Below are 24,427 nucleotides of genomic sequence, written 5' to 3'. Positions count from 1 at the left end.
AAATAAACATAAATTATATTTTTTTTGCAGTCCGAAGTACCATGCAAAGATAATACATCAATCGAGTATCATTCCCACCTGCTTTAAGGATTCTTTTTGCCGTATTCTGAAGTCCCTGCAGTTTAACTTTTGGGTCAGAAAGATATAGTGAAATCATACCCTTAACCACAGCCAGGTGAAATTCACTTTCAGGTAACTTGGCTGCCTCTTCCAAAGATTTTTCACAAAAAAATAACAATCTATCTTCCTGCTCTTTTTCATCATGATAAAAACTTACCAGATTCAAATCTCCTTCTATCTCATCTTCTTTTTGGTCAATATAATAATCCAACATAATATGAAAACCACAGATCCAGGGAAAATAAGCATTGATAATTTTCTCTTTTTCCTCCTGGCCAAAATCATCTCTAGTAGAAAGAACAGTAAGCGCAAACACAAGAAGTGTTGAACCAGAAGCACATGAAAACTCCCACCACCTAATATCAGGATAAATAATCTTGTATTTTTGAAACCAATTAATTAGTTCGCTTTCCCTTTTTGCAGGTTCAATATGTTTTAAAACCTGAAGGTCTCTGTAAAGGCCTATAAAATATTTTATATCCTCTTCCACAAAAGAATATCTTGAAAACTTGTTAATTTTATCCCTGCAATTTTGTACAAGATAAGTTAAATAGTCACCATCATCTTTATAAGGAAAATATTTATAATAACCGCCTTCTACTTCATCTAGGCTAAGTGCGTCAAACATCGAATCATGAAGTTTACTAAATGCTTTTTTGGAGTATATGCCAGTTCTATCACAAAGATTATCTAAATAATCACTTATAGTTTGATAGGAAGTTATCAAGCTTGTAATAGTTTTTTTGTAATCTTCATTATATAATGCAAAAACACTGCCTCCAAGAGCATGAAATTTTTTATCTTCAATACTAAAAAGCCCCTGTTTAGCTAGTTCTTTATCAGGGGCTGCTCTTATTATATCCCGCCAGTGATTTAGTTCTTGTTCAACTAAAGGAAAAATTTTACTTACAAAGTCATATATAATACCCGTAGTTTTAGATTTAGTAATCAATTGTTTATTGCCCCCTGGTAACTAATGTACTATCTATATTAAATATTTTCTACCAGCAGGTAAAATTTTAATCTCTTGGCATACAAATAATTTCTTTTAGTTTTGTATCAAAAAAATTCTTTGCATGAGCCGGTGCAATTATTACAGAAGTATCAGCACCTCTTCCCTTCCCTCCTATTGTAATAACATCCTCCCCATATGGAATTAGTCCTGCATCTAGTGCCATGACAGAAATCTCAAAACATACTTTTACTCCCTGGCCAAAACACCTTAGAGTAGCTGAAATAATTCCTCCTGGATAAAGTCCTCCGATCTTGTTTGTTATGTCTCTTTCAATGTTGGCAAATAAATGAGTTGTTGTTAGCATCTTTATATTTTCTTTTTCAAGACGCTTTACAACTTCATCATCCATTTCGAACTTTCCAGGCTCTCTATACCCAACATGATGAGTTACACAAGATACATTTAGTTCATCTTTCAAGCCTTTTTGTTCTAACAAATCTAATAATTCATTAATTGTTCTTCCTGTATGTGATGCTACCACTATATGTTTAATGCCAAGTTCTTTAGCTCTGTCTACAGAATATTCAAGGGCCATTTGAGTATTTTCTTGACCTGCTTTTTCAAAATATACCATTTAGCACCACCCCTTCCCTGGTTTTACAAATTTAATCTTGATTCTGGTACAAAAAGTCATATGTACAAAGGTTTGTTTGTTTACATAGCATCAGGTGTCTTAATACCCATTAGGGAAAGACCATTCTTTAGAACCTGTCTAACACAATCACAAAGAGCAAGCCTTGCCATTTTTACATCTGCTGTTTCGTTCAAAATAGGACATTTATTGTAAAAACGATTATATACCTTCGCAAGATCTAACAAATACCTTGCAAGTATATGCGGTTTATTTAGTTCCCTAGTTCTTTTCAAAATATCTTCAAAGCCTGCTATTTTTTTGATAACTTCCTGTTCATAGTCCCCTGTTAATAGTTTTATAGATTCTAGGTTATAATCTTCTTTGGCTTTTCTAAGTATACTGCAGATCCTGGCATGAGTGTATTGTAGATAAGGTGCTGTTTCACCATTAAAGTCAAGGATTTTGTTCCAATCAAATGTAACTTCTTTTATTCTGTCATTACTCAAATCTCCAAAAATCACTGCTCCTACGCCAACCATTTCACTTACTTCCTCTTTATTCTCTAGATCAGGGTTTTTTTCCTTGATAACATCTAGAGCTAGTGTTTTCGCCTTATCCAAAACATCTTCCAAAAATATAATATTACCCATCCTGGTAGACATTTTTCCCTCTTTAAACCTAATCAAGCCAAAAGCGATATGTTCACAAGAACTGGCAAAATCATAACCCATCTTATCTAGCACACCAAAAACCTGCTTAAAGTGAAGCTTTTGATCATCACCAACAACGTACAGGCATTTTTCAAATTTATATTCTTCATATCTTTTTATAGCAGCACATATATCCCTGGTTGCATACAAAGTAGCTCCGTCTCTTTTTCTAAGTAAACATGGAGGCATATCTTCTTCATCATCAATATCTACTACAAGAGCTCCTTCGCTTTCCCTTGCTATGCCACTTTTAACAATCTTTTCGATTGTCTCATCAAGATATTTATTATAATAAGCTTCTCCCCGATAGCTATCAAAAGAAACCCCAAGCCTATCATATATTCGTTTAAATTCATCTAAGCTGAGGCTTCGAAATTTTTCCCATAATCTGCTTGCTTCATCATCACCAGCTTCTAATTTTCTAAACCATTCACGACCCTCTTCTTCAAGTTCTTCTGAGTTTTCTTCTTCCTGATGATATCTGGTATAAAGTTTGTATAGATAATCAATAGGGTCTTTGTTCAGCTCTTCTTCGTCTCCCCACTTTAGGTAGGCAGATATCAACTTGCCAAATTGAGTCCCCCAATCACCTAAATGGTTAATCCCGATCACATTGTAGCCTAACTTCTCATAAATATTATACAGCGCATTTCCTATTACCGTAGACCTTAAATGTCCAATACCAAAAGGCTTGGCAATATTAGGCGAAGAAAAATCTATCACCACGGTCCTTCCTCTTCCCTCATCACTATTACCATAATCTTCACCCTGGTTCATCACCTGATTGATAGTTAGTTCAGCAAGTTTTTCTTTGTTGAAAAGAAAATTTAGATAAGGTCCCGCTGCTTTTATTTCAGCAAAATAATCATCTTTTTCGAAACTATTCTCAAGGTCACTTGCAATTTCGGCTGGGTTTTTCTTCCTAACCTTGGCGAGTTTAAAACATGGAAAAGCTAGATCTCCCATCTCTGGATCTGGTGGTATCTCTAACAGCTCTGATATCTCTTCAGAAGATAGTTCCACAAGTTCCACAAGTCTATTTATAAGTTCTTCCTTAAATATTCTCATAGCAAAAATACCTCACTTTAATTAAATTTCACCTGGTCAATTATAACGCAAATGAGAAAAAAGAACAAGTTAATCAGGTTTATCCTTTCGGGGCATTCAATATCTTATACATATTTTTTATTTTTCAATTCTAAAATATAACAGATAACATTTTGAATATATTAAAAATAAAACTTTGTTCATATGACTTTTTGCACCAGAATAAAATAACTATTTAGAGGAGGAAATACTTATGGAAAACATTTTAGCATATATATTTAACTTATTAGATTACATAGAAGAAATTAATGAAACAGTAAATGCAATAGTATGGGGACCACCTTTTATGGTTCTTCTCATAGGCACAGGTTTATATTTAAGCATAAGGCTTGAATTCTTTCAGTTTACCCATCTTGGCCATGCCTGGAGAAAAAGCTTTGGCACTATTTTTACCAGAGACAAAAGTAAAGAAAAAGGAGAGATCACTTCTTTTCAAGCAGTATCATCAGCTATGGCAGCTACTATAGGTGTAGGTAATATAGCAGGTGTAAGCACTGCTCTAGCTAGTGGAGGTCCCGGGGCAATATTTTGGATGTGGATATCAGCACTTGTTGGTATGGCTACAAAATTTGGAGAAGCAGCTTTAGGGGTTAAGTTTAGAAACAAAAATATAGACGGATCTTATTCCGGGGGTGTAATGCAGTACATTGAAAATGGACTCGGCAGTCCGTGGAAATTCTTGGCTGTTATATATGCATTACTTGCAGGGCTAGCTGCATTTGGTATAGGTAACATGGTCCAGGCAAATACTATGGCAGGTGCCTTATCAGATTTTGGTATCCCCTCACATGTCACCGGGATTCTTGCAATAATTTTGGTAGGACTAGTAACTTTGGGTGGGGTGAAAAGAATAGCAAGCATTGCTGCCAAAATAGTACCAATTATGACCCTTTTATATATAGCGGGATCCCTTTTAATCATTATACTAAACTTTCAAGCCATGCCTGCCACCTTCGCTAGAATTTTCACCGATGCTTTTACCGGAAGTGCTGCTGCAGGGGGGTTTGCCGGCGCCACTGTAAGTACAGCTATAAGATACGGCTTTGCTAGAGGTATTTTTTCAAACGAAGCAGGCCTTGGCGCAGCATCTATAGTTCACGCCCAAGCCAAAAATAGTCCTACCAATCAAGGAATGTGGGGTATTTGGGAGGTCTTTATAGATACAATTGTTGTTGCCACAATGACGTCCCTGGTTATTCTATCGACAGGTGCCCTTGAGAAGGGCGAAAGTGAGGCTGCTCTTGCTGCTACTGGATTTGAACTTGGACTTCCGGGTCCTGGAAACGTCATAGTACTCGCGAGCCTGGTGCTTTTTTCGTATACCACAATGTTAACCTGGAATTTTTATGGTGAAAAAAGCTGGGAATATATACTGGGACGAAAAATAGTCGTTCCTTATAGATTGATATTTTTAGTTTTTTTATTTGTCGGTTCTATTGGCGGCCTAGAATTAGTATGGGGCATAGCAGATACACTAAATGGCCTCATGGCTGCACCAAATCTACTTGCATTATTTATATTAGGAGGAGTTTTGGTCAAAGAGAAAAGTGATTACCTTAAAAAACTTTGATTCTGGTGCAAAAAGTCTATTCACATAAGTAAAGTTAAAATACTGTTACTGATGGAGTAACTCTCTTATTTTTTCAATTCTATCTGGTATGTCATCTGCTTCAACAATTTCTGTAACCATGGCAAAACAATAAGCACCTTTTTCCATAACTTCTTGTATATTATGTTTTTTGATGCCACCAATAGCTACAAAAGGTATGTCCATGTTCTTGTAAACATAATCAACGTACGAAAGGCCAACTGGCTCTACAACATCTTCTTTTGTGTTTGTCTTAAACACAGGGCCCACCCCTATATAATCAGCGCCTGAACTAGCAGCTTCTTTAGCCTGCTTGGGCGAGTGTGTAGAAAGGCCTATTAACATCTCTTCGCCAACAAGCTTTCTTATCTCGTTAACTGGCAGGTCATCTTGACCAACATGAATTCCATCTGCCCCCACAAGCATAGCAATATCCACATCATCATTTACGATAAACTTACAACCAGCTTCTTTTGTTAACTTTCTTATTTTTTTACACTGTTCTAGCTTTTCCCCTGCTGGCTTTTTCTTTTCTCTATATTGGATTAATTTTATCCCGCCATCTAGCATTTCTTTAACTACTTCAATATTATCTCTTCCTCTTGAGTATTCTTCTGCTGTGATGGCGTATATATCTGTCCCCAGAATTTCGTCAGTCTTAATTTTTGCCATAATCATAACCCCCTGTCAGAAATAAATTAATACAGACAACAACTTACCAAAACATACAATAATAAAATTTCCTATAACAAATGTTTAACAAATATTCTATGATAACATCTCCCAGTCTTTTAGAACAGGTTGATACCTATGCTTTAATAAAAGAGATTTTATTTCATCTACAGACCTATGATCTGCAACTTCAAATTGTTCTACCCCGCTGTCTTCCCCGGAATATCCACCTACTGCAGTGACAGAGCCTGCTGACATCCTGGTAACTCCCAAAGGCAGAAGGTTCTCTCTAAGCTCTGGCGCTTCTCTTGTAGATAGGTTTAGACCAACCCTTGGCAAAAACAGCCTGGATGCAAGCATCATCTGCACCATATTTTTATCAGTCACCCTATGGATATAATCCAAATCTTCCCCCTTAAAAGGTCTAAGCCTGGGAAATGAAATATAAACTTCTGCTTCTGTGTATTTGTTCTGTAGATACCAGGCATGTAGACCAGTAAAGAAAGCTTCTTTTCTCCAGGGACTAAGCCCAAAGAGAGCGCCAATGTTAATCCTTCTTATCCCAGCTTCAAGGCCTCGCTCCGGGGCATCTAGACGGAAATCATAATCTCTTTTAGGTCCTTTTAGATGGACTTTGTGATAAATATCTTCATCATAAGTTTCTTGATAGATAGTAAGTCCATCAACTCCTTCTGTCACTAGTTCTTTATAACCTTCAGTGGTCATAGGGTATATTTCAACGGTAATCGAAGAGAAGTATTTTTTTAGGATTTTTACACAGTTTTTTAGGTATTCCAGGTCAGTATGTTTTTCGGATTCACCAGTCAGTATTAATATATGTCTTATATCTGTCTTACTTATTGCTTTACCTTCTTTTTCTACTTCTTCATAGGTTAGTTTTTTTCTGTCAAAACTATTGTCAGCTCTAAAACCACAATAAATGCATTTGTTAGAACAATAATCACTCAAATACAAAGGTGTATAAAGTACTATAGCTCTTCCAAAATTTCTAACTGTTAATTCATGAGCTTTTCTAGCCATAGGCTCAAGATAGCTTTCTGCCGCAGGAGATAACAAAGCAAGATAGTCATTTTCATCTGGATATTCTTTATCCAAAGCCATCTCCACCCTGGTTTTGGATATCTCTCGAAGTATTTTATCAAGTTCCATGTCCTTGTATTTGCTATATATATCTTTAAAGCTCAAAAACATTTCCCTCCAGTCTCTAATTAATCCTCTGATAAAAATCCTGTCAAAGGTGAACTTGCTTCAGCTTTGTCTTTTACCTGTGGGTTCTTTGCAAGAAAAGCTTTCCTCCCAGCTTCTACCCCTCGTCCAAAGGCATCAGCCATTAGTGGCGGATCTTGTGAAGTAGCAATTGCGGTATTGACCATCACAGCTTCACAACCAAGCTCCATTGCTTCTGCTGCCTGTGATGGCCTGCCTATACCGGCATCAACTATGATTGGAAGGTTAATCTCCGATATCAAGATCTTTATAAGTTCTCTTGTCTCAAGTCCTTTATTTGTTCCTATCGGAGCACCAAGAGGCATAACAGCTTCCACTCCAACGTTTTCTAGTTCTTTGGCCACAGCTAGCTCCGGGGTAACATATGGGAAAACCTTAAATCCTTCTTTTACCAAAGTCTCAGAAGCTTTAAGGGTTTCGTAGTTATCAGGTAACAAAAACTTATTATCTTTTATAACTTCTATCTTAACCCAATCACCACAGCCAGCAGCCTTTGCTATCCTGGCTATTTTGACCGCTTCATCTGCTGTCGTTGCACCGGATGTGTTTGGCATCAAAACACAGCTATCATCAATGTAATTTAATATATTCTCATCTTCTGAATTGATGTCAACCCTTCTCAAAGCTAAAGTGATAACTTCTGTACCAGAACTCTTAATCACTTCACTAATCATACTTTTTCTAGGATACTTACCGGTCCCTACAATCAACCTACTTTTTAACTCTTTTCCTCCAATTTTAAAAGTATCCATAAGTTTTTAGCCTCCTCCTACCATATTTAAAATTTCAATTTCCTCATTTTCTTTTAATTCCTTATCTTCCCATTGTTCTTCAGGAACTACTTCCTGGTTTAATACTATAATTTTGCCTTCTGATTTCACCCCAAGCTCATCTAGTAATCCTTTTATAGTCAAACCATCATTTACATTTCTTTTCTCACCATTTATTTTAAGCTCCATATTTTGCCTCCTTTTGGTGTTAAAATTAAAAAAACTCACCTCGCCAGGTGAGCATATTATATCAGGCACACATCTTCCGGCCTGACATAAAAGCTCCCTACGTTGGTCTTAACCAAGTCAGGTTCAAAGGGTAAGGCTATTTAAGAGCCTTTCTCAGCCTAAAAATAGGCACCCCTGCTTTTATGGGTAATCACTTTATTACTAAAGATCTTAATTGTTTTAATAGTATTATACTATTTACTATTTAGCGTGTAAATAAAATTTTTTCTAGCTCTTCTGGTTTATCAACCTTTCCTTTGCAGCTAATATGATCACATACTTCGGCAGTTACCTTCTCTTTCTCTTTATCTTTGTCTTTGTTTTTTTCATCTTCATCAAAATCAGAAAGGTTTATCAAAACATCAGGGATAAAGTAGCTGTCAACTTCATTTACAAAGCTCCATACCACTTCACTTTTGCCACTTCCATCATGGATATTTACTTTTAGCGGCGGCTTCAAAAACATCATGGCACCCGTCAAAAAGAACGCCGAAAAAGCAGGAGATTCATTAACACTTCCCGCACATGCTTTTATCAAGTTTTCAGCCTTTTGCTCTAAGTTTTCTTTTTTCTCCCTCGCTTCAATTAAGTTTGACAGCTTTAAGTAAACATACAACATAACAGAATTCCCGCTGGGTGTAGAACCATCAAATATCTCTATAGGACGTGCAAAAAGCTCACCTGCATCATTACCATATTTATAAAATGCCTGTTTTTCATCATCCCTAAATAAATTTTCAGCCTGCATAACAATATCTAAAGCTATGTTTAAATACTTTTTCTCAAAGCTTGCTTGATAAAATTCCAGTAAACCCCACGAAAGATATGCGTAATCTTCCAAGTTTCCCAAAAAAGCAGCCTCACCGTCTCTATACCTTGCCAGAACTCTTCCGTCTTTCTGTCTTCGTAAATTTTTTAAGATAAAATGCAGAGCAGTTCTGGAAATAGACAAATACCTGCTGTCATCAAACACCCTTGCAGCTCTCGAAAAACATACTACTGCCAGGCTATTTAAGGAAGTAAGAATCTTATCATCAGTTTCAGGAGGAATTCTTTCTTTTCTTTTTTCAAACAACTTATTAATTGCCCTTTGATATTTTCTTCTTATTTGGGCTTCATTATCTAAATCATTCTTTAAATTACTTTTTATGTTATCTGTGTTTTCTGTTTTGTTTTCTTCTAATCTGTTTAATATATTTTTGCCTTCAAAATTACCTTTCTTAGTAACACCATAGACTTCATTAAATTCTTTTCCTTCTTTATCACCCAAAATATCAATTATTTCATCATAACTCCATAAATAAAATTTACCTTCCTCTCCTTCAGATTCAGCATCAATTGCAGTATAAAAAGTACCTTCATCACTTAACATTTCTCTCTCGATGAACTGAAGGGTAGTATCTGCAACTTCTTTGTACAGCTCCTTCTTACTCCACTGATAAGCTTCTAAGTAACCAAGGGTAAGCATCACATTATCATAGAGCATTTTTTCAAAATGAGGAACAAGCCATTTATTATCTACACTATATCGATAAAAACCGCCACCCAAATGATCAAACAGACCTCCCCGATACATCCCTCCCAAGGTCCTATGAATCATTACATCACAATTAATATCTTCATTGTCAAACTTAACATTATACCTCAACAAAAACATTAAAGTAGCAGGCATTGGAAACTTTGGGCTTTTAGAAAACCCGCCATATTTTTCATCAAACCTTTTTTCTAATTCTTGATACCCTTTTTCTATTGCTTTTTCGTCAATTAGTCCTTCTTTTACTTCATTTAAATGAGGTGATAGTGCTTCTGTAATTTCTTTTCCTTTATCAATCAAATCCTCTTTATCCGTTTGCCATTTTTCGGTAACTTTTTGAAGTAAGTCTTTTAACCCTATATGACCTCTAACGCTTTCTTTTGGAAAATATGTCCCTGCAAAAAATGGAATTTTGTCTGGAGTCAAAAACACCGTCAACGGCCAACCTCCCTGGCCAGTAAGTGCCTCACATACACTCATATATACAGTATCCACGTGAGGTAGTTCTTCACGGTCCACTTTCACAGAGACAAAATTTTCATTTAATATTGAAGCTATCTCTTCATCTTCGAAAGATTCTCTTTTCATATTATGACACCATCTGCAGGTGCTGTATCCTATGCTTAGAAAAACTGGCTTGTTTTCCTTTTTGGCCTTATCAAAAGCTTCTTCTCCCCAGGGAAACCAGTCTACAGGATTATGGGCGTGTTGTAATAGATACGGGGATTTTTCATTAATAAGCTCATTTGGCTTATTCATTTAGGGGGCCTCCTATAATTAAGATAATTTATTAACATCTACAACAAAATAATTTGATCTTTTTTATTTTTTATTTACTTGTTTCTTCTGTGTTATTTATTATTCCTTGTAAAATTAGAATTTAACAAAGTTTTTTCTTTCATTTTACAAAATGTTTATAAAAAAAATATTGTAATTTGAGAGGAATATTTGATTCTTTATCGTATAAAGATAGGGTGAACAAAATTTGAAAGGAGTGAAGTGTACATTATGAAGAAAGTTTTAATTCTTTTCCTTGCATTGATGGTAGGGACCTTTATGGCCCTTGGATGCGAGGAACCAGCTGAAGCACCGGAAGAGGACGAAAAAGAAGAAGAGGTAGAAGAAAAAGAACCAGAGGAAGAAGAAAAGGACGAAGAAGATGAAGATGTTGCAATTGATGTATCCGGGCTAGTGGCAGCTGACATGGATCTTGAAGATGGAACTTATGAAGGTACTGCTGAAGGTCACGAGGGGGACGTAACACTAGAGGTTACTATCGAGGACGGTGAAATCGTAGAGATTGGTAACTTCGACCATCAAGAAACTGAAGATCTATCAGATCCTGCATTCGAAAAAATGCCAGACAGAATTATTGATGCCGGAGGAACTGATGTTGATGGAGTGACTGAAGTTACAGTATCAAGTGAAGCTATCGCTTTAGCAGTTGAAGATGCTCTTCAAAAAGCTGAAGAAGGCGTAGAAGAAGAGGAAGAGGAAGAAGCTGACGAGGAAGAAGAAGCAAAGGAAGAAGACGAAGAAGCTGATGAAGAAGTAGTCTCAGGCACAGCAGAAGGGTTTGGTGGAGATCTTACAGTTGATGTAACTATGGACGGAGATGAAATAGTAGACATTGAGGTTGTAGAGCACAGCGAGTCAGAAGATGACATGGATGAAGTTGTTGATGCTCTAGAAACTGTACCACAAAGTATAATTGATGCTCAAAGTACAGATGTTGATGCAGTTTCAGGCGCTACTGACACGAGCGAAGCTATTATGAATGCAGTTAACGAAGCAACTGGGCTATAAAAAGTAAATAAAAAAACCCCTCAGTTTTGGTTAGAAGTTGAGGGGTTTTAATTTTATAACTTTATTTTATAAAATTAAACTAAATAAGTTACCTTCTTATACCCATCCCTTGCTGCCCAAGACATGGGGCTTTCTTTTCAACTCTTGGATAAATAGTTTTCAATACAAATTCGAGGGCTTCCTCAGGATCTTTATCAAGTCTTATACTTTCTAGAGTTACCATGTCTTCCTGGTCAAGAGCAATAAATACCTTTTTGACTTCCTCTTTTTTATTTTTTTCGCTCATATATTTTCACCCCTTAAAATCAAGATAAAGATTAAAGTTTAATTTCCAAACTTTTCTTTTCCTTTAAGTTTTAATCACTTCCTCCAAGGCATTAAGTAAAAGCTCGATATCTCTTTTGGTATTAAACGGGCCAAGCCCTACTCTTATAGTTCCTCGCTTTTCAAGGGTTCCTATAGACTCATGGGCTATAGGAGCACAGTGAAAGCCAGTTCTTACCATAATATCAAAAGCTTCATCTAGGACGTAACCTACTCCAGGTTTTCTCTTGTCTCAGTTACTATTTCACAAGCTTTTTGGGCTCGTTCATACGAGCCTCTTCCAGCACTAGCACCAATATGTTTAATATAGTGTTCCATGGCCATAACAACTCCATCTGGCTTTGGATATGATGTAGCTGCATTATCAAGATATATTGCACTCAAAGTTTATCACCCCTGGAAAAAACTTAATCAATACAATCTTACCTTTTACTATAGGAATATAACAAATTTTCTAACACCCTTTATTTTAATTATAAACCTTCCAGTTGGCGGAAGGTCAAACAAAAAACTCCGGCAGAGTTTTTCCAAAAACCGGAGTAAAATGGTTAATTATAAATTTATTGCACATAGGTAGCTGCAAATTAAATCCCTGCAGCCATCAATATATTAAATAAATATCCAGCAAATATTGCCACAGCAATTACTATTATAATATATGTTATAAGTAGTTTTTTCTTAAAAATTGTGTTTAGCATTGTCAATTCAGGAAGACTTGCTCCTGTTCCCCCGATAACAAGTGCCATAACAGCTCCAATATTCATGCCTTGATCAATAAGCACTGAACTAATAGGCAATATTGTAGCTTCCCTAACATACATAGGAATACCTATGACAGAAGCTATTGGTATAGAAAATTTACTTTCTGGACCTGCTACCCTGACTATAAATTCCTCTGGCACAAAACCGTAGATGAAAGCACCTATAGCTGCTCCAAGGAACAAAAAAACTATTACCTGACGAAAAAGTGAAATAGCAAATCGCCCGGCATTTTTAAGTCTTGGACGCAATTTTTGTAAAAACGTAGGGTTTTCAGGCAGTTCTTCTGCCTCTTCTTCCTCATCTTTTACTACTTTTACTGACTTAATTTCTTTTTCGTAACCAAACTTATCAAGCAATAATCCTATTATCACTGAAGTAGGGAATAATATCGCTACATAAATAGCCGTCATTTGAATGCCAAATAAGGCAAGCATTAAAATTACCACAATAGGGTTTAACAAAGGTGAAGCAAAGAAAAAACTCATTGTTATTCCAAAAGGAATACCTGATTTTAATAGTCCAAGAGTTATAGGAATAGTTGAACAGGTACAAAAAGGAGTTAGCGAGCCAAAGAAAGCCCCTATCACATTCCCTCCTGCACCAATGCGTTTTTTATCCAAATAGTTTTTAATAGCTTCAGGGTTCACATATTCCTGTAAAAGTCCAACGAGAAAACTGATTCCTACAAATAGTAAAAGTAATTCCCCTAAAAGATAGAAAAAAAATCCTGCTACTTCAATTAAGTTATCCGTCGAAAACATTATTACCCCTGCCTTTAATTTTGTTTTTTATCATTATCACTATTAGAAGTATTTTCATCTTCGGCCTCAATCCTTACACTACAACATCCACCTTTATTAGTCTTTTGGTCATTTGATTTCCCAAATATTTTACTTAAAAGACCTTTTTTCTCCTTTTTTTGTTCGCTCATCTTTTTTCCTCCTTCAAGTGTAATTTTCATCACTTATCTTATTAAGATATGGCAATATATCTTCCCAGGCATCAACCGCCTGATAATAAGCATTTTGTCCTCTAGAAGTTAAATAATAAACCTTCCTCTGCCTGTTTAGTTCTTTTCCTTGTTTGTTTTTTCATATTCTTTAGGCGGGCTCATAGCTCGAATTCTCCGGGCTTTGCTTGCTGCCCTCCGCTGCGGGGGAAGTTTATCCAAAAAGATAGTGAATATTACGAGTCAGAAATCAACGAGTTAAAATCAGAAATTGAAAACCTAAAAAATAAAGTTAACGATGAAAACAAAGAAAATATCGAAGAGCAAATTTTAGAACTAGAAAAAAAACTGGAAAGTTTAAAAAATAATATTAGTCAATAACGTTTAGATGGAGGGCCACAATAAAAGTTGATGTGGCCCTTTTAAAAGAAATTACCATATATCAGTCCTGAGATAGTTGCCATCACCACTACCAAAACCACAAAGACTGCTGTCTTCCTTGTTCCAAGTACTCCTCTAATAACTAACATATTAGGAAGACTAAGAGCTGGTCCTGCAAGCAACAGACTAAGAGCAGGGCCGCTACCCATACCTGAACCAATTAATCCTTCTAGAATTGGCACTTCAGTCAAAGTAGCGAAATACATAAAGGCACCTATTATCGAAGCAATAAAATTTGCCTGAACAGAATTGCCTCCAACAAGGGCTTCTATATAATGCGCAGGGATCAGTCCAGCATCACTTTCAGGCCTACCCATTAATAATCCAGCGACAAAAACCCCTGCAAATAATAAGGGAAATATCTGCCACGCAAAGCTCCAAGTTGATTCAACCCATGATATTCTTTCTTGTTTGTTAAACCATGATACGATCATTATACCTAAAATAATCAATAATCCAATAGCAACATACCATCTTACATCGAATAGCAAAGCCCAAATACTATCAGCATCTGCTGGTTCATTCATTGTCATGATAAGTAAAATTATCACCATTGTAACAAAGTATAATATGTTTTGATATGGACTTCTGTTTTCTTCTTGGTCTCCCATATCAAAGGAGCCTGCTGTTTTTTCTTGGTCTTCTTTTTTGTATATTGTCGCCATAATCAAACCAATAATTATAGCAAAAATAATAGCTCCGATAGCTCTTGCTAACCCTAGTTCAAAACCCAGTACTCTAGCTGTCAAAGTAATTGCCAATATATTAATAGCGGGACCAGAGTACAAAAACGCAATGGCAGGCCCAATTCCAGCACCTCTTTGATAAATTCCAGCAAAAAGAGGTAGTATAGTACAAGAACATACTGCCAAAAGTATCCCAGAAACTGAAGCCACAGAATAAGATAACAACTTGTTTGCCTGGGCACCAAAATACTTCAGTACTGCTCCTTGAGAGACAAAATTGGCAATAGCCCCAGCTATAAAAAATGCCGGTATTAAACATGTTAATACATGTTCTCTAGCATAGTACTGCAGCATATAAAAAGCCTCCATAATGGCGGCTTTTACATAATTACTTTCAAAAGGGATAAAATAAGCTCCAAGAAAAACTAAAGTCAAAATTAAAAGTTTTCTTATATTTTCTGTCAATTAAATCACCTCCAATATCTCCTCCAATAAGACAAAAAACAACTGCTTAAAAAGTTTGTACCATAATTTAAGAGTATTATTAAAAAATATGGTGCAAAAAGAAAAGCCTTTTTGCACCAATATTGTTCTTTAACTATCAATTATGTTAGATATTTCTTCTTTGGATGGAATTTTACCTTGGGATTTAACCTCTCCATCAATAACTAACCCCGGTGTCATCATTACTCCTGCAGTGGTGATTTGATTCATGTCAGTTACTTTTTCAATATTTGCTTCTAAACCTTTTTCACTAGCTACTTCTTTAACTAGCTCAAAAAGTTTCTCGCAATTAGCACATCCAGGTCCCATAATCTTAACATCCATTTTAAATAGCCCCCTTGTTTCAATAAAATGATTATATGCATATATACTCATATTTATAATTTCATTTTAGCATCTTAGATATCAGATCGTCAATGTTAAAAAATAATTTTAAGTTCAATAAACTAAATCCGTCTATAACTAAAAAGACCGGGCATTCTCCCCCCGGTCATACACTTCATAAAAATTTTAAACTAATATGCTTCTTCTATTTCTACAATTCCATTTTTAAAAGCAAATTTCACCATTTCAGATGTCTTTCCAATGTTAAGTTTGTCTTTTATTTTTCCTTTGTGGGTTTCTACTGTCTTAACACTTATAACAAGATTTTCAGCAATATCTTTGTTAGTATATCCAAGGGCCACTAATTTTAGAATGTCAAGTTCTCTTGGGCTAAGTTTATCTTTTAATAACTCATCTCCAATTTTAATATTTTCTCCGTAATCTTCAGGGTCAGAAACAAATAAAGATTTTGCAAGATAAGAATCTATAAAAACACCTTCATTACTATATACCGAACGTACCGCTGATATAAGCTCGGAATCAGCAGCTTTTTTTAGTATATAGCCATCTCCTCCAAGTTCCAAAACTTTTTGTAGATATTCTTCATCCTCATGCATCGTTAACACAATGACTTTGACTTTAGAAGACTTGTTTTTAATTTCTTTTAAAACTTTTAGTCCATTTTTATCAGGCAAAGATAGGTCTAATACAACCAAATCCGGCCCTACATTGTCAAATTCATCTATAGCTTCCACAGCATTACCCGCCTCACCTACTACTTCAAAACCCGTCTCATTATTGAGGAGCATTTTTAAACCATCTCGTAAAATCGCATGATCATCAACAAGCAAAATTTTTATTTCATCCGATTTTTGCATCTTGCACCTCCTCTAACGGAAATCTCAAGCTCACCGTCGTTCCTTTATTTTCTTCAGAATAAATATTTAGTGTTCCTTCTATAATCGAAGCTCTCTCTTCCATACCAAAAAGCCCTAAGTTATCATCACTAGAATCCTCAAAATGCTTATCGATATTAAAGCCTATACCATCATCTTTAATTACCACTTCAGCTTCTGCTTCACTTACTTTATTAAATTCTACCCATAGGTTTTTAGCTCCTGCATGTTTCATAACATTAGTAGATGCTTCCTGAACAATTCGGTAGATAGTAGTTGCAAAAATCGGCGAAGGTGACCAATTATTTAAGTTATAAATCTCAAAATTTACATTAATCCCGGTATTCTTCTCATATTCTCTTAAATATTTATCTAAAGCTGTAAACAGTCCCAAATCATCCAATACCCTGGGTCTTAAGTTTTTAGAAATCATTTTTAATTCATCAATTGTATTATCTAATACATTTCGTAAATCACCAATTATCATTTTAGCCTCGTCTAGGTCACGGCTATCTTCTATTCGTTTTAGCGCAATCTTTAATGAAGTAAGAGACTGGCCTGCTTCATCATGAAGCTCCCTAGCAATTCTCTCTCTTTCATTTTCTTGAGAGGTTATAATCTTCTTTAATAATTTCAACCTCATCTCTTCTTTGGCCTCAAGCTCTTTCCTATAACTTTCGTTTTTTTCATCTAGCTCTTGAAGCCCCTCTATCATGAGATTAAAAGATTTTGATAGCTCTCCTATTTCATCCTTAGTTTTAACCTGAATAGGTTTCTTTTCAAAATCACCTTTCCCTATTTTCTTAGAGGTCTCTGCAAGCTCTGTGACAGGTTTTACAATAAAACTCGAAAGATAATATGAAAAAATAAGTCCAATAAATGAGATAATAGCAGTCAAAATCAATATACCTATTATCAACTCACCTGTCATAGCCCTAACCCCTGATTCAGTGACTCCAAGTCTAACAGCACCACTTCTCCCATCAAAAATCGGAGTAGCTATATCATATATTACACCTTCTTCTGTCATTATCTCTTTTGTATTATAATCATCGTCAGGACTTGCCGAATTAACTTCCCTTAGTCCCCGGGGTATCCCTTCGCCAAATGAACTTACTAATATTTCACCGTCCGCTCCCTCAATAAATATATACCTAACATCAGGATTGTTCTCTAAAGTTTCTTCCATCAGATTGTGGAGCCTGTACATATCATTCGTAAACACATAATCTTCACTTCTAGTTGCAACATTTTTTGAAATTGAGACTCCAGTTCTCTCTAAATAAGTGCGAACTGACTCCATTGAGGCATTATAAACCTGCCATGAAGCCCAACTTCCAAGGATTACAGTCACCAAAAAAACTATACCCATTATCTTCCATCTAATTTTGCACTTACTTATAAAATCTTTTATTATATTAATGATATTCATATCCCATCACATCCGCTAGGTCTCTTATCGAGTCATAATCAGAATCTTCCCCTTCAACAAACTTATCAAATCCAATATGACCTAATATTTCTCTTCCATGACTGGTCTCATGAAGAGTAGTAAAAAACTCTCTTAATTTAATCTTCAGTTCTTCATCTATCCCAGGACGTGCAACAATAGGTTGAATTCCAAAGGGCTCTGATTTATGGATGATTTCTAAGTTTTCAAAATACCCTGGCTCTCTATTTTTTAGATAGTCATAAATAAGGCTGTCAACAGCAGCCCCGTCAACAACTTCTTTGCTGACCGAACGAATAGAATTATCATGGCTATAGGTAAAAATATTACTGCTAAAAAATTCTTCAGGTGTAGTCCCTAGTTGATATAGCCTGTACAAAGGATAAAGTCGGCCTGAGTTAGATAAGGGATCTGTAAAAGCAAAAGATTTGCCTTCTAAATCAGAAAAATCTTCCACTTCCAAATCTTTCCTTGCGATAATATAGGAATGGTAATGTTTTTTTCCATCTACCTGGGGGACAGCTATTATTGGGGTATTATAATTATCGGCTACTACAACATATGAATAAGTGCAGATAAATGCAATATCAGCCTCACCCTGTCTTATCATATCATTTGTCTCACCGTAGGTCTGTCTTTGAGTGATCCTAACATCACGATCAACCTCATCTTCTAGCAAATCAAGTAAATCTCCATAGAAATATAACGATTCACGAGGAGATGTGATAGACGCAAGGGCTATCCTAAGCACATCTTCATCCTCTTCAAAACCATCATCACTATCATCACCATAAACTTCTTCCTGGTACTCTAACTCTTTCTCGGCAGATAAATATATTTTAGGCTTATCAGTACCTCTTTGTAGACAACCACTAAATGTCAATGCTACAACTAGTATCGTAATTAAAATGACTAAAAACAAAACACCAATAACACTATTTTTAATTTTCAAGTTCTTCTCACCCCTCAAATTAATACAACAGTAGGGATCAAGTTATATTTGTAACTATTCTGCATATAAACCAGCAATTAATTAGACTCTACTATAACTTTTATGCAGAGTCTTCTTTTTTATTCGGTTTACCTTCTACAGCTTCTCTTGTATCTTTCACTGTGCCTTCAATCTCATCTGTTAAGCCTTTCTTTATTCCTCGGTATTCTTTATAAGCTTTACCAAGTCCTTTGCCAACCTGAGGTATCTTTGTAGGACCAAATATTAATAAAGCTACACCAATTATAATCATTAATTCTTGAGGCCCTAATTTACCAAACATTCAGTACCACCCCTCAAACTTTCTTATTTTTTTCTTTTTTTTCACATGTAGGACACATTTCACCCATTTCTTCTGTTTGAACAAATTTTCTTTTACACCTGGGGCATCTTGATTTTGTTAAAAGCTTCTTGACAAAGTATATATTTTCAGAAAAAGTTTTACCGTCATAAGTGCTTTCCTTTATTGCATTTCTTGGACAGTATCTTTCACAAATACCGCATCCAAAGCAAAGCCACGGAAAATGTCTGATTTCTATCTTATCATTTTCTTTGTCAATTTTCTTATCCCATGCTTTATGAGGACATACATTTGAACACATTGCACACCCGTTACAATTCTCGTTTAGCTCCCAGAATTTAAATGGCAGGGGCATATTTTCATTAAATCTTACTTCATTGTGCTTTAATATCTCAATTAAAAGCTTTCTATCATCAGGAAGAGGAGAAGGTTTATTTCTATTTAATAATTCATCTGCTATATCCTTAGTACTTTTGGTTGTTTCATTGCTAAACATCTTAAACAAATCTCTTCTTGATATTGGCTCTTCTTCTAAAGGGTTTTCTTCGTATTCATGTATTTCTTTTATTTCTGGTAGTTCTTTTATTTCGCTTACAAAGTCTTTAGCTTTTTGGAGCCTTTTCTGATAAAGCTCATAACTTTTGTTATTACTGCAATCTTCACAGTCCCCTAGATAAAAGCTTATTTCCTTACCTCTGTAACCTAAAAGTAAAGAGATTAAAAATTCACTACTAATACTATAAACACAAGGAAATTTAAGATTAACATTGTCTCCATTGTCTATACAGCCAATTACAAGAGGCGACTTGGTTAAAGCTTTTTGATATAATCTAATATACTTCATCGTCCCTGACATAAAGGCTCTACTAGGACATACGTCAACACAAAGATGACACCCGTTGCACCTGTCTTTATCTAGTATAGGCAGTTCATTTTTAGAAAAGCTCAAAGCATTTTCACCGCAAATTCTGCTGCATTCCCGACAGCGTTCTCGTCTCATTTTTCTATTAACACAGAATTTTGTGATTAAACTAGGAACGTTTCCTTCTGTTAACTTTTTCACCAGGTATCCTCTAAAAAACATCCCCCATCCACCTCTTCCAGGAGCTACTTATTTGTATATTTATTATAACATATCTAGTCTAATACAGTGTTTAGATATTCGTTTTCTTTTTCTACAAATTTTTCTAATATACAGGCGATTATTTTATAAAAATCTGTTTCAGCATATTCTTTAATATTTTTAGTTAATTCATTTACCCAAGTATAAGGATGATTAACAAAGAAATTTTTCTGTATAGCTAGTAATTCATCAGCCCTTTGTGTTTTTCCTTCTTTTCTTAATTTATCTTCACCTTCGCATAAAAATGACATAAAATTCATTTCAAATGCTATATGATCCTGAGGCTCTTTGCAATCATCATCCAATTTCATGCCTGCCTTTTCATAAAACTTTTTAACTTTCATTGTAGAATCACCCATCACTGTATATCCTTCGTCTTTATATACTGATTCATAAGGAGGTGCAAGAAGTTTTGAAGGACCAACAAAAAGTTTAGCATAGTCAACTTTCAAGTCCTTTAGATCACAGCTTTTCCCAGTTATTAGCTCTCTTAATTTTTCAGCTTCATCATTGAGTTCTAAGTTAAAATTTTTTGCCAGCTCAACTAATACATCGACAAAATTTTCTTCCAACAGATCTTCTTCAGGTTGATACAACGATGCACTAAGCAGGTTATAAAATCCAAATCTTACAGGTGTCATTTTATCTTTATCAAGAATATTTTGATCGGTATTCATAAACAACTCTCTCCTTTAAATAAATTTTAGTTTCTCTTACTCATTATATCACTATGATCTCTTATACTTAGTAAAAGCGCTGCGGATACTACCGCAGCGCTTTTAGATTATCATATAATCTGTACTTATACAAGGTTGTTTCTATTACTTATTTTGATATTCATTTACATAAAATACATTCGGCTCGGTATCTCCAAGTACACCTGCATCATGTTCTTCGTTTTGTTCTAAGTGTTGATTTAATTCACTATCAGGGTCTTCTTGATCTCCAAAGATTCTTGCTTTGCAAGGACAAGCTTCTACACAAGCAGGTTCTTTTCCTCCTACTAAAACCCTGTGGTCACAGAAAGTACATTTTTCTGGATAATCTACACCTCTAACCCCTTGATAAGTTAGTGCTCTATTTGGGTTGTAGTAAGGAACAACTTCCGGACTTCCTGCTGCTTCAGCTACTTCCTCTCCTTTTTCATCTCTCCAAAACTCATGAGCTTCTTCATCATTAAAACTCATTTGATCATAAGGGCAATTGTCCACACATGCTTTACACTGAACACATTCTTCAGGATTTAATAAAGTCATTCCATTATCTGAATAATATAGTGCTTCACCCTTTGCAGGGCACCCTTCAACACAAGGAGCATCATCACAATGATTACATTGCGTCGGTATATAACTAAATTCTACATTTGGGAATTCTCCGCTGTACTCTACTTTATAATTAGCCCATTTTACACCTTTTGGCACATTATTCTCAGCCTTGCATGCCATTACACAGGCACCACAGCCAGCACATCTTGCCAGGTCAATGACCATTCCATACTTAGCCACTTATTACACCTCCTGATTTCTTATAATTCATATAAGTTAAAGCTTAAGTCAATGTTTATTTAATTATATTTTTTCTATTCTTACTTTAGTTCCAGCATAGAAAACTGTGCTTCCACTTAATTTTTCGTACACTGCTGGGATTATATCGTTGTTATTTCCACCTCTTGGGTTATTTCTATCATAATCATCCCTAGAGTTGACGCCTGCAGCTACTCTACCGTGGGACCAGTGACCCTGACCAAACGCCTTTACTATCTCTCCAGGGCGTACACCTGGGAATACTCTAGCTGTACAAACTGCTTCTCCAGGCTCCCCAGTAGGTGAAATGATTCTAATTTCATCCCCATCTTCTATTCCATATTCTGCTGCATCATCTGGGTTGATTAGTGCTGAATCTTCATCAGGTTTCATACCAGGATTTACATCATTTAATTCATAATACCAGTAGCAGTTAGGCGCACGACCTTCTCTATTTAACCTACTCTTAGAGTCTATAAAGGTTAATGGATACTCATCTTCTTGATCCTGCCCTGGGATAAGAGGTTCTTGATAATGCGGTACATAGAATTTATCTAAATCATCAGGAACTTGATAATCACATGCTTCTAGTAACTCTTCTACGGAAATACCTTTTTCTTCAGCAAATTCTTCAAAGTATTTCTTCATTCTTTCAGGATAGAACTCATACTTACCTGATTCTGTATCAAAATTACCCCAACGATGTCTTTCAGGATACTTGTCAGAATTATAGACCCCAACTTCCTTGAAGTCTTCCCAACCATTGAATTGATCTCCATCTGTTTCCTCATCAGGATCCCAAATTGGCTGAGTCATAATCTTACATGCTATTTCTTCAAATTCTATTGGATCTCCTGGAGTGTCGCCAGTCTCTGGATCCTCAAAAGTCTGGATCCAATCCATTACATTTGAAAACCCTTTTTCCTCTAACTTCTCAGCTAACATATATACCATTTCAGTTTCTGGGTTTTTCACATCAAATACCGGATCTATTACTCTACTACCCATCCACAGATGAGTATAACGCCTTGCCTTTTGGCTAAGGATACTGTACTGTTCAAACATATGATGAGTTGATGGTAGAAGTAGGTCTGCAAACCATGCCATCTCATTTTCATGAGTTCCAGAATGTACTAAGAAGTCTAGTTTAGCCAATGCTTCATTCCAGCGATCTGTTCCTGGACCCGAATAGTTCCAGTTGTTCCAGTAACTCCAAACTACCTCTAACATATATGGATCCTCATCATTTAGAGCTCTTGCTACGTTATTAGTAACAACACCAGGCGAACTTATGCCACCATCAGCAATAGCTGGCATTTGAAGAGTTCCACGCTGGTCTATCTTTCTATCATCTACCATATCTCTTGAAAAATCATCTGCGCTTGGGAATGAATTGGTTGGTGCTCCCATTCCATCAGAAGTAGCACCTTCTCTATCAACCGCACCAACAAGACCATTAAGCGCTGTAACAGCCATAGAGTTAGGAGCTCCTCTAATCTGCATAACAGCACCGCCACCCATCCAACATGTAGCCTGTGGCGCAGCTTCTGCAAATTCAATTGCAATTCTTTCAATATCCTCTGCTGAAATTCCACATATATCTTCTGCCCACTCAGGGGTTCTATCTTTAAGTTCTAAATTCCACCACTTAACTACACCTTTAGTTTCTGTTTCTTCAAAATCATCTTCATTTACTTCTTCTCCTGGTACAAATTCTCCACCATTTACAAAGTCACCAACAAATTCTCTGCACCATAATCCTTCTTTCAAAATTACATGTGCCATAGCTAAAGCCATTGCACCGTCTCCACCACTTTTCACAGGTAGCCATTCGTGGGCTTTAGAAGCACTCGCTGAATATCTAGGATCAATTACAACTACTTTGGCTCCATTTTCCATCATCTTTGGCCATACATCTAACATTGAAGAAACCATTCTGTTGGTTGATAGTGGATCTACACCCCAGAATATGGCATACTTCGTGTTGTCCAAATCATGATCACGATATCCCCACATTCCTTCAGTGTAATATGGTCCCCACTTCTCAGCTTCAGCACAGATTGAACTGTGAGAAATGTTATTTGGGCTACCCAATAAACTTGGAAGAGTTCCATAATTAATTGAATTTAAGCTAGTGTAACGTCCTCTAAAAAGAGCAAACTTATGAGCTTCGTCTCTTTCAATCAAATCCATAATCTTATCAGCCAGTTCATCCATTGCCTCGTCCCAGCTGATTGGCTCCCACTGCGGATCCTCATCTAACCCTTTGTTTGGATTAGTCCTTCTCATTGGTTGCTTAAGTCTGTCAGGGTCATATACCTGTTGTAATGTAAGATGTACCCTTGGACAACTAGACTCACCATGAAGCTTTGATTCAGGATTACCCTGAACTCTTACTACCCTACCGTCAATAACCTGTGCTACTTTAGCACACCAGGAAGTACATCCAGAACATCCTGTAGGTTTCCATTCCCCCTCGTCATAATCCAATTCCGCTGGATCATAGTGAAGAAGCTCATCCACTTCTTCAGGCTCGTCTACCTCTTCCGGCTCGCATCCAAGACCGAAGAAGGCAGCAATACCAGTAACTCCAGTTACAGTCAAAAACGTTCTCCTCTTGATACCTCTTTGCATGATCTCCTTGAGGCTCACAAACTTCACCTCCATAAATTATTTAAAATTTTTTTTGATAATGTTTGATAAATGTGCTATAATAAGGTTGCATTTAATAATAAAATTTTATTTTAAGTGTTTTTTGTATTATTGCGACAACCTTATCTA

General features: G+C 36.0%; 25 protein-coding genes and 1 riboswitch. Of the genes, 2 read left to right on the top strand and 23 right to left on the bottom strand.

Translation table 11 applies throughout. The annotated features are described in order from the left end of the window. Positions 1 to 13 precede the first annotated feature (13 nt). The 3 genes from ACONDI_RS03700 to argS all read right to left on the bottom strand — a co-directional run bounded on the left by ACONDI_RS03700 (position 14) and on the right by argS (position 3,487). Positions 14 to 1,072, bottom strand: coding sequence for a tetraprenyl-beta-curcumene synthase family protein (locus tag ACONDI_RS03700; RefSeq protein WP_241080133.1), 1,059 nt, complete (start codon positions 1,070 to 1,072; stop codon positions 14 to 16). 67 nt (positions 1,073 to 1,139) lie between these two features. Then, a complete protein-coding gene (locus ACONDI_RS03695; RefSeq protein WP_241080132.1) occupies positions 1,140 to 1,709 on the bottom strand; it encodes a pyruvate kinase alpha/beta domain-containing protein in 570 nt (189 codons plus the stop codon). Positions 1,710 to 1,789: 80 nt separating this feature from the next. Then, the gene (gene argS, locus ACONDI_RS03690) at positions 1,790 to 3,487 is read right to left on the bottom strand and encodes an arginine--tRNA ligase (protein ID WP_241080131.1); all 1,698 of its coding nucleotides are present in this window, start codon (positions 3,485 to 3,487) and stop codon (positions 1,790 to 1,792) included. Between the two features lie 232 nt (positions 3,488 to 3,719). Between argS and ACONDI_RS03685 the strand changes: the two genes are divergently transcribed. Continuing rightward, on the top strand, positions 3,720 to 5,096 hold the full coding sequence (locus ACONDI_RS03685) for an alanine/glycine:cation symporter family protein (RefSeq protein ID WP_241080130.1): 1,377 nt from the start codon (positions 3,720 to 3,722) through the stop codon (positions 5,094 to 5,096). 45 nt (positions 5,097 to 5,141) lie between these two features. On the opposite strand, the gene thiE is transcribed toward ACONDI_RS03685, so the two are convergent. The 5 genes from thiE to ACONDI_RS03660 all read right to left on the bottom strand — a co-directional run bounded on the left by thiE (position 5,142) and on the right by ACONDI_RS03660 (position 10,325). After that, entirely contained in the window at positions 5,142 to 5,792 is a 651-nt protein-coding gene (gene thiE, locus ACONDI_RS03680; RefSeq protein ID WP_420848158.1) for a thiamine phosphate synthase, read from the bottom strand. A 90-nt stretch (positions 5,793 to 5,882) separates the two neighbouring features. Continuing rightward, positions 5,883 to 6,992, bottom strand: coding sequence for a 2-iminoacetate synthase ThiH (gene thiH, locus ACONDI_RS03675; protein ID WP_241080128.1), 1,110 nt, complete (start codon positions 6,990 to 6,992; stop codon positions 5,883 to 5,885). Positions 6,993 to 7,015: 23 nt separating this feature from the next. After that, positions 7,016 to 7,786 carry a thiazole synthase gene (locus tag ACONDI_RS03670; RefSeq protein WP_241080127.1) on the bottom strand — a complete coding sequence of 257 codons (771 nt, stop codon included), beginning with the start codon at positions 7,784 to 7,786 and terminating at the stop codon, positions 7,016 to 7,018. Positions 7,787 to 7,792: 6 nt separating this feature from the next. Then, a complete protein-coding gene (gene thiS, locus ACONDI_RS03665) occupies positions 7,793 to 7,993 on the bottom strand; it encodes a sulfur carrier protein ThiS (protein ID WP_241080126.1) in 201 nt (66 codons plus the stop codon). 77 nt (positions 7,994 to 8,070) lie between these two features. Further along, a riboswitch (TPP riboswitch) is annotated at positions 8,071 to 8,179 on the bottom strand. Between the two features lie 58 nt (positions 8,180 to 8,237). After that, positions 8,238 to 10,325, bottom strand: a complete 2,088-nt coding sequence (locus tag ACONDI_RS03660; RefSeq protein ID WP_241080125.1) for a thioredoxin domain-containing protein — start codon at positions 10,323 to 10,325, stop codon at positions 8,238 to 8,240. 249 nt (positions 10,326 to 10,574) lie between these two features. Here ACONDI_RS03660 and ACONDI_RS03655 point away from each other — a divergent pair, with 249 nt between their 5' ends. Next, the gene (locus tag ACONDI_RS03655; protein WP_241080124.1) at positions 10,575 to 11,372 is read left to right on the top strand and encodes an FMN-binding protein; all 798 of its coding nucleotides are present in this window, start codon (positions 10,575 to 10,577) and stop codon (positions 11,370 to 11,372) included. Positions 11,373 to 11,460: 88 nt separating this feature from the next. Here ACONDI_RS03655 and ACONDI_RS03650 read toward each other — a convergent pair whose 3' ends face one another. The 15 genes from ACONDI_RS03650 to ACONDI_RS03580 form a co-directional block, all read right to left on the bottom strand. Further along, entirely contained in the window at positions 11,461 to 11,658 is a 198-nt protein-coding gene (locus ACONDI_RS03650; RefSeq protein ID WP_241080123.1) for a hypothetical protein, read from the bottom strand. Between the two features lie 63 nt (positions 11,659 to 11,721). Next, positions 11,722 to 11,877, bottom strand: coding sequence for a hypothetical protein (locus tag ACONDI_RS03645; RefSeq protein ID WP_241080122.1), 156 nt, complete (start codon positions 11,875 to 11,877; stop codon positions 11,722 to 11,724). Positions 11,878 to 11,906: 29 nt separating this feature from the next. Continuing rightward, a complete protein-coding gene (locus tag ACONDI_RS03640; RefSeq protein ID WP_241080121.1) occupies positions 11,907 to 12,080 on the bottom strand; it encodes an aminotransferase class V-fold PLP-dependent enzyme in 174 nt (57 codons plus the stop codon). Between the two features lie 200 nt (positions 12,081 to 12,280). Beyond that, positions 12,281 to 13,219, bottom strand: coding sequence for a permease (locus ACONDI_RS03635; protein ID WP_241080120.1), 939 nt, complete (start codon positions 13,217 to 13,219; stop codon positions 12,281 to 12,283). A gap of 14 nt (positions 13,220 to 13,233) precedes the next feature. After that, entirely contained in the window at positions 13,234 to 13,389 is a 156-nt protein-coding gene (locus tag ACONDI_RS03630; protein WP_241080119.1) for a hypothetical protein, read from the bottom strand. A gap of 440 nt (positions 13,390 to 13,829) precedes the next feature. Next, a complete protein-coding gene (locus ACONDI_RS03625; protein WP_241080118.1) occupies positions 13,830 to 14,999 on the bottom strand; it encodes a permease in 1,170 nt (389 codons plus the stop codon). A gap of 129 nt (positions 15,000 to 15,128) precedes the next feature. Then, positions 15,129 to 15,362 carry a thioredoxin family protein gene (locus tag ACONDI_RS03620; RefSeq protein WP_241080117.1) on the bottom strand — a complete coding sequence of 78 codons (234 nt, stop codon included), beginning with the start codon at positions 15,360 to 15,362 and terminating at the stop codon, positions 15,129 to 15,131. 191 nt (positions 15,363 to 15,553) lie between these two features. After that, a complete protein-coding gene (locus ACONDI_RS03615; protein WP_241080116.1) occupies positions 15,554 to 16,240 on the bottom strand; it encodes a response regulator in 687 nt (228 codons plus the stop codon). Further along, positions 16,224 to 17,690, bottom strand: a complete 1,467-nt coding sequence (locus ACONDI_RS03610) for an ATP-binding protein (protein ID WP_241080115.1) — start codon at positions 17,688 to 17,690, stop codon at positions 16,224 to 16,226. Before ACONDI_RS03610 ends, ACONDI_RS03615 begins: the two co-directional genes overlap by 17 nt. Continuing rightward, entirely contained in the window at positions 17,677 to 18,660 is a 984-nt protein-coding gene (locus ACONDI_RS03605) for a substrate-binding domain-containing protein (protein WP_241080114.1), read from the bottom strand. The genes ACONDI_RS03610 and ACONDI_RS03605 overlap by 14 nt, the downstream gene beginning before the upstream one ends. A gap of 100 nt (positions 18,661 to 18,760) precedes the next feature. Beyond that, positions 18,761 to 18,982: a Sec-independent protein translocase subunit TatA/TatB gene (locus ACONDI_RS03600; RefSeq protein ID WP_241080113.1), complete on the bottom strand. Its 222-nt coding sequence runs from the start codon at positions 18,980 to 18,982 to the stop codon at positions 18,761 to 18,763. Positions 18,983 to 18,995: 13 nt separating this feature from the next. Next, positions 18,996 to 20,084 (bottom strand): 4Fe-4S binding protein, encoded by a 1,089-nt coding sequence (locus tag ACONDI_RS03595; RefSeq protein WP_241080112.1) that lies wholly within the window; start codon positions 20,082 to 20,084, stop codon positions 18,996 to 18,998. 53 nt (positions 20,085 to 20,137) lie between these two features. After that, positions 20,138 to 20,800, bottom strand: coding sequence for a TorD/DmsD family molecular chaperone (locus ACONDI_RS03590; protein ID WP_241080111.1), 663 nt, complete (start codon positions 20,798 to 20,800; stop codon positions 20,138 to 20,140). Positions 20,801 to 20,944: 144 nt separating this feature from the next. Next, positions 20,945 to 21,628: a 4Fe-4S dicluster domain-containing protein gene (locus tag ACONDI_RS03585; protein WP_241080110.1), complete on the bottom strand. Its 684-nt coding sequence runs from the start codon at positions 21,626 to 21,628 to the stop codon at positions 20,945 to 20,947. A gap of 63 nt (positions 21,629 to 21,691) precedes the next feature. Then, complete coding sequence (locus ACONDI_RS03580; protein ID WP_241080109.1) at positions 21,692 to 24,298, bottom strand: molybdopterin-dependent oxidoreductase; 2,607 nt, start codon at positions 24,296 to 24,298, stop codon at positions 21,692 to 21,694. Positions 24,299 to 24,427 lie beyond the last annotated feature (129 nt).

Source organism: Natranaerofaba carboxydovora (genome assembly GCF_022539405.1).
Taxonomy (GTDB): Bacteria; Bacillota; Natranaerobiia; order Natranaerobiales; family Natranaerofabaceae; genus Natranaerofaba; species Natranaerofaba carboxydovora.
This window is presented reverse-complemented; position numbering and strand designations above follow the sequence as displayed.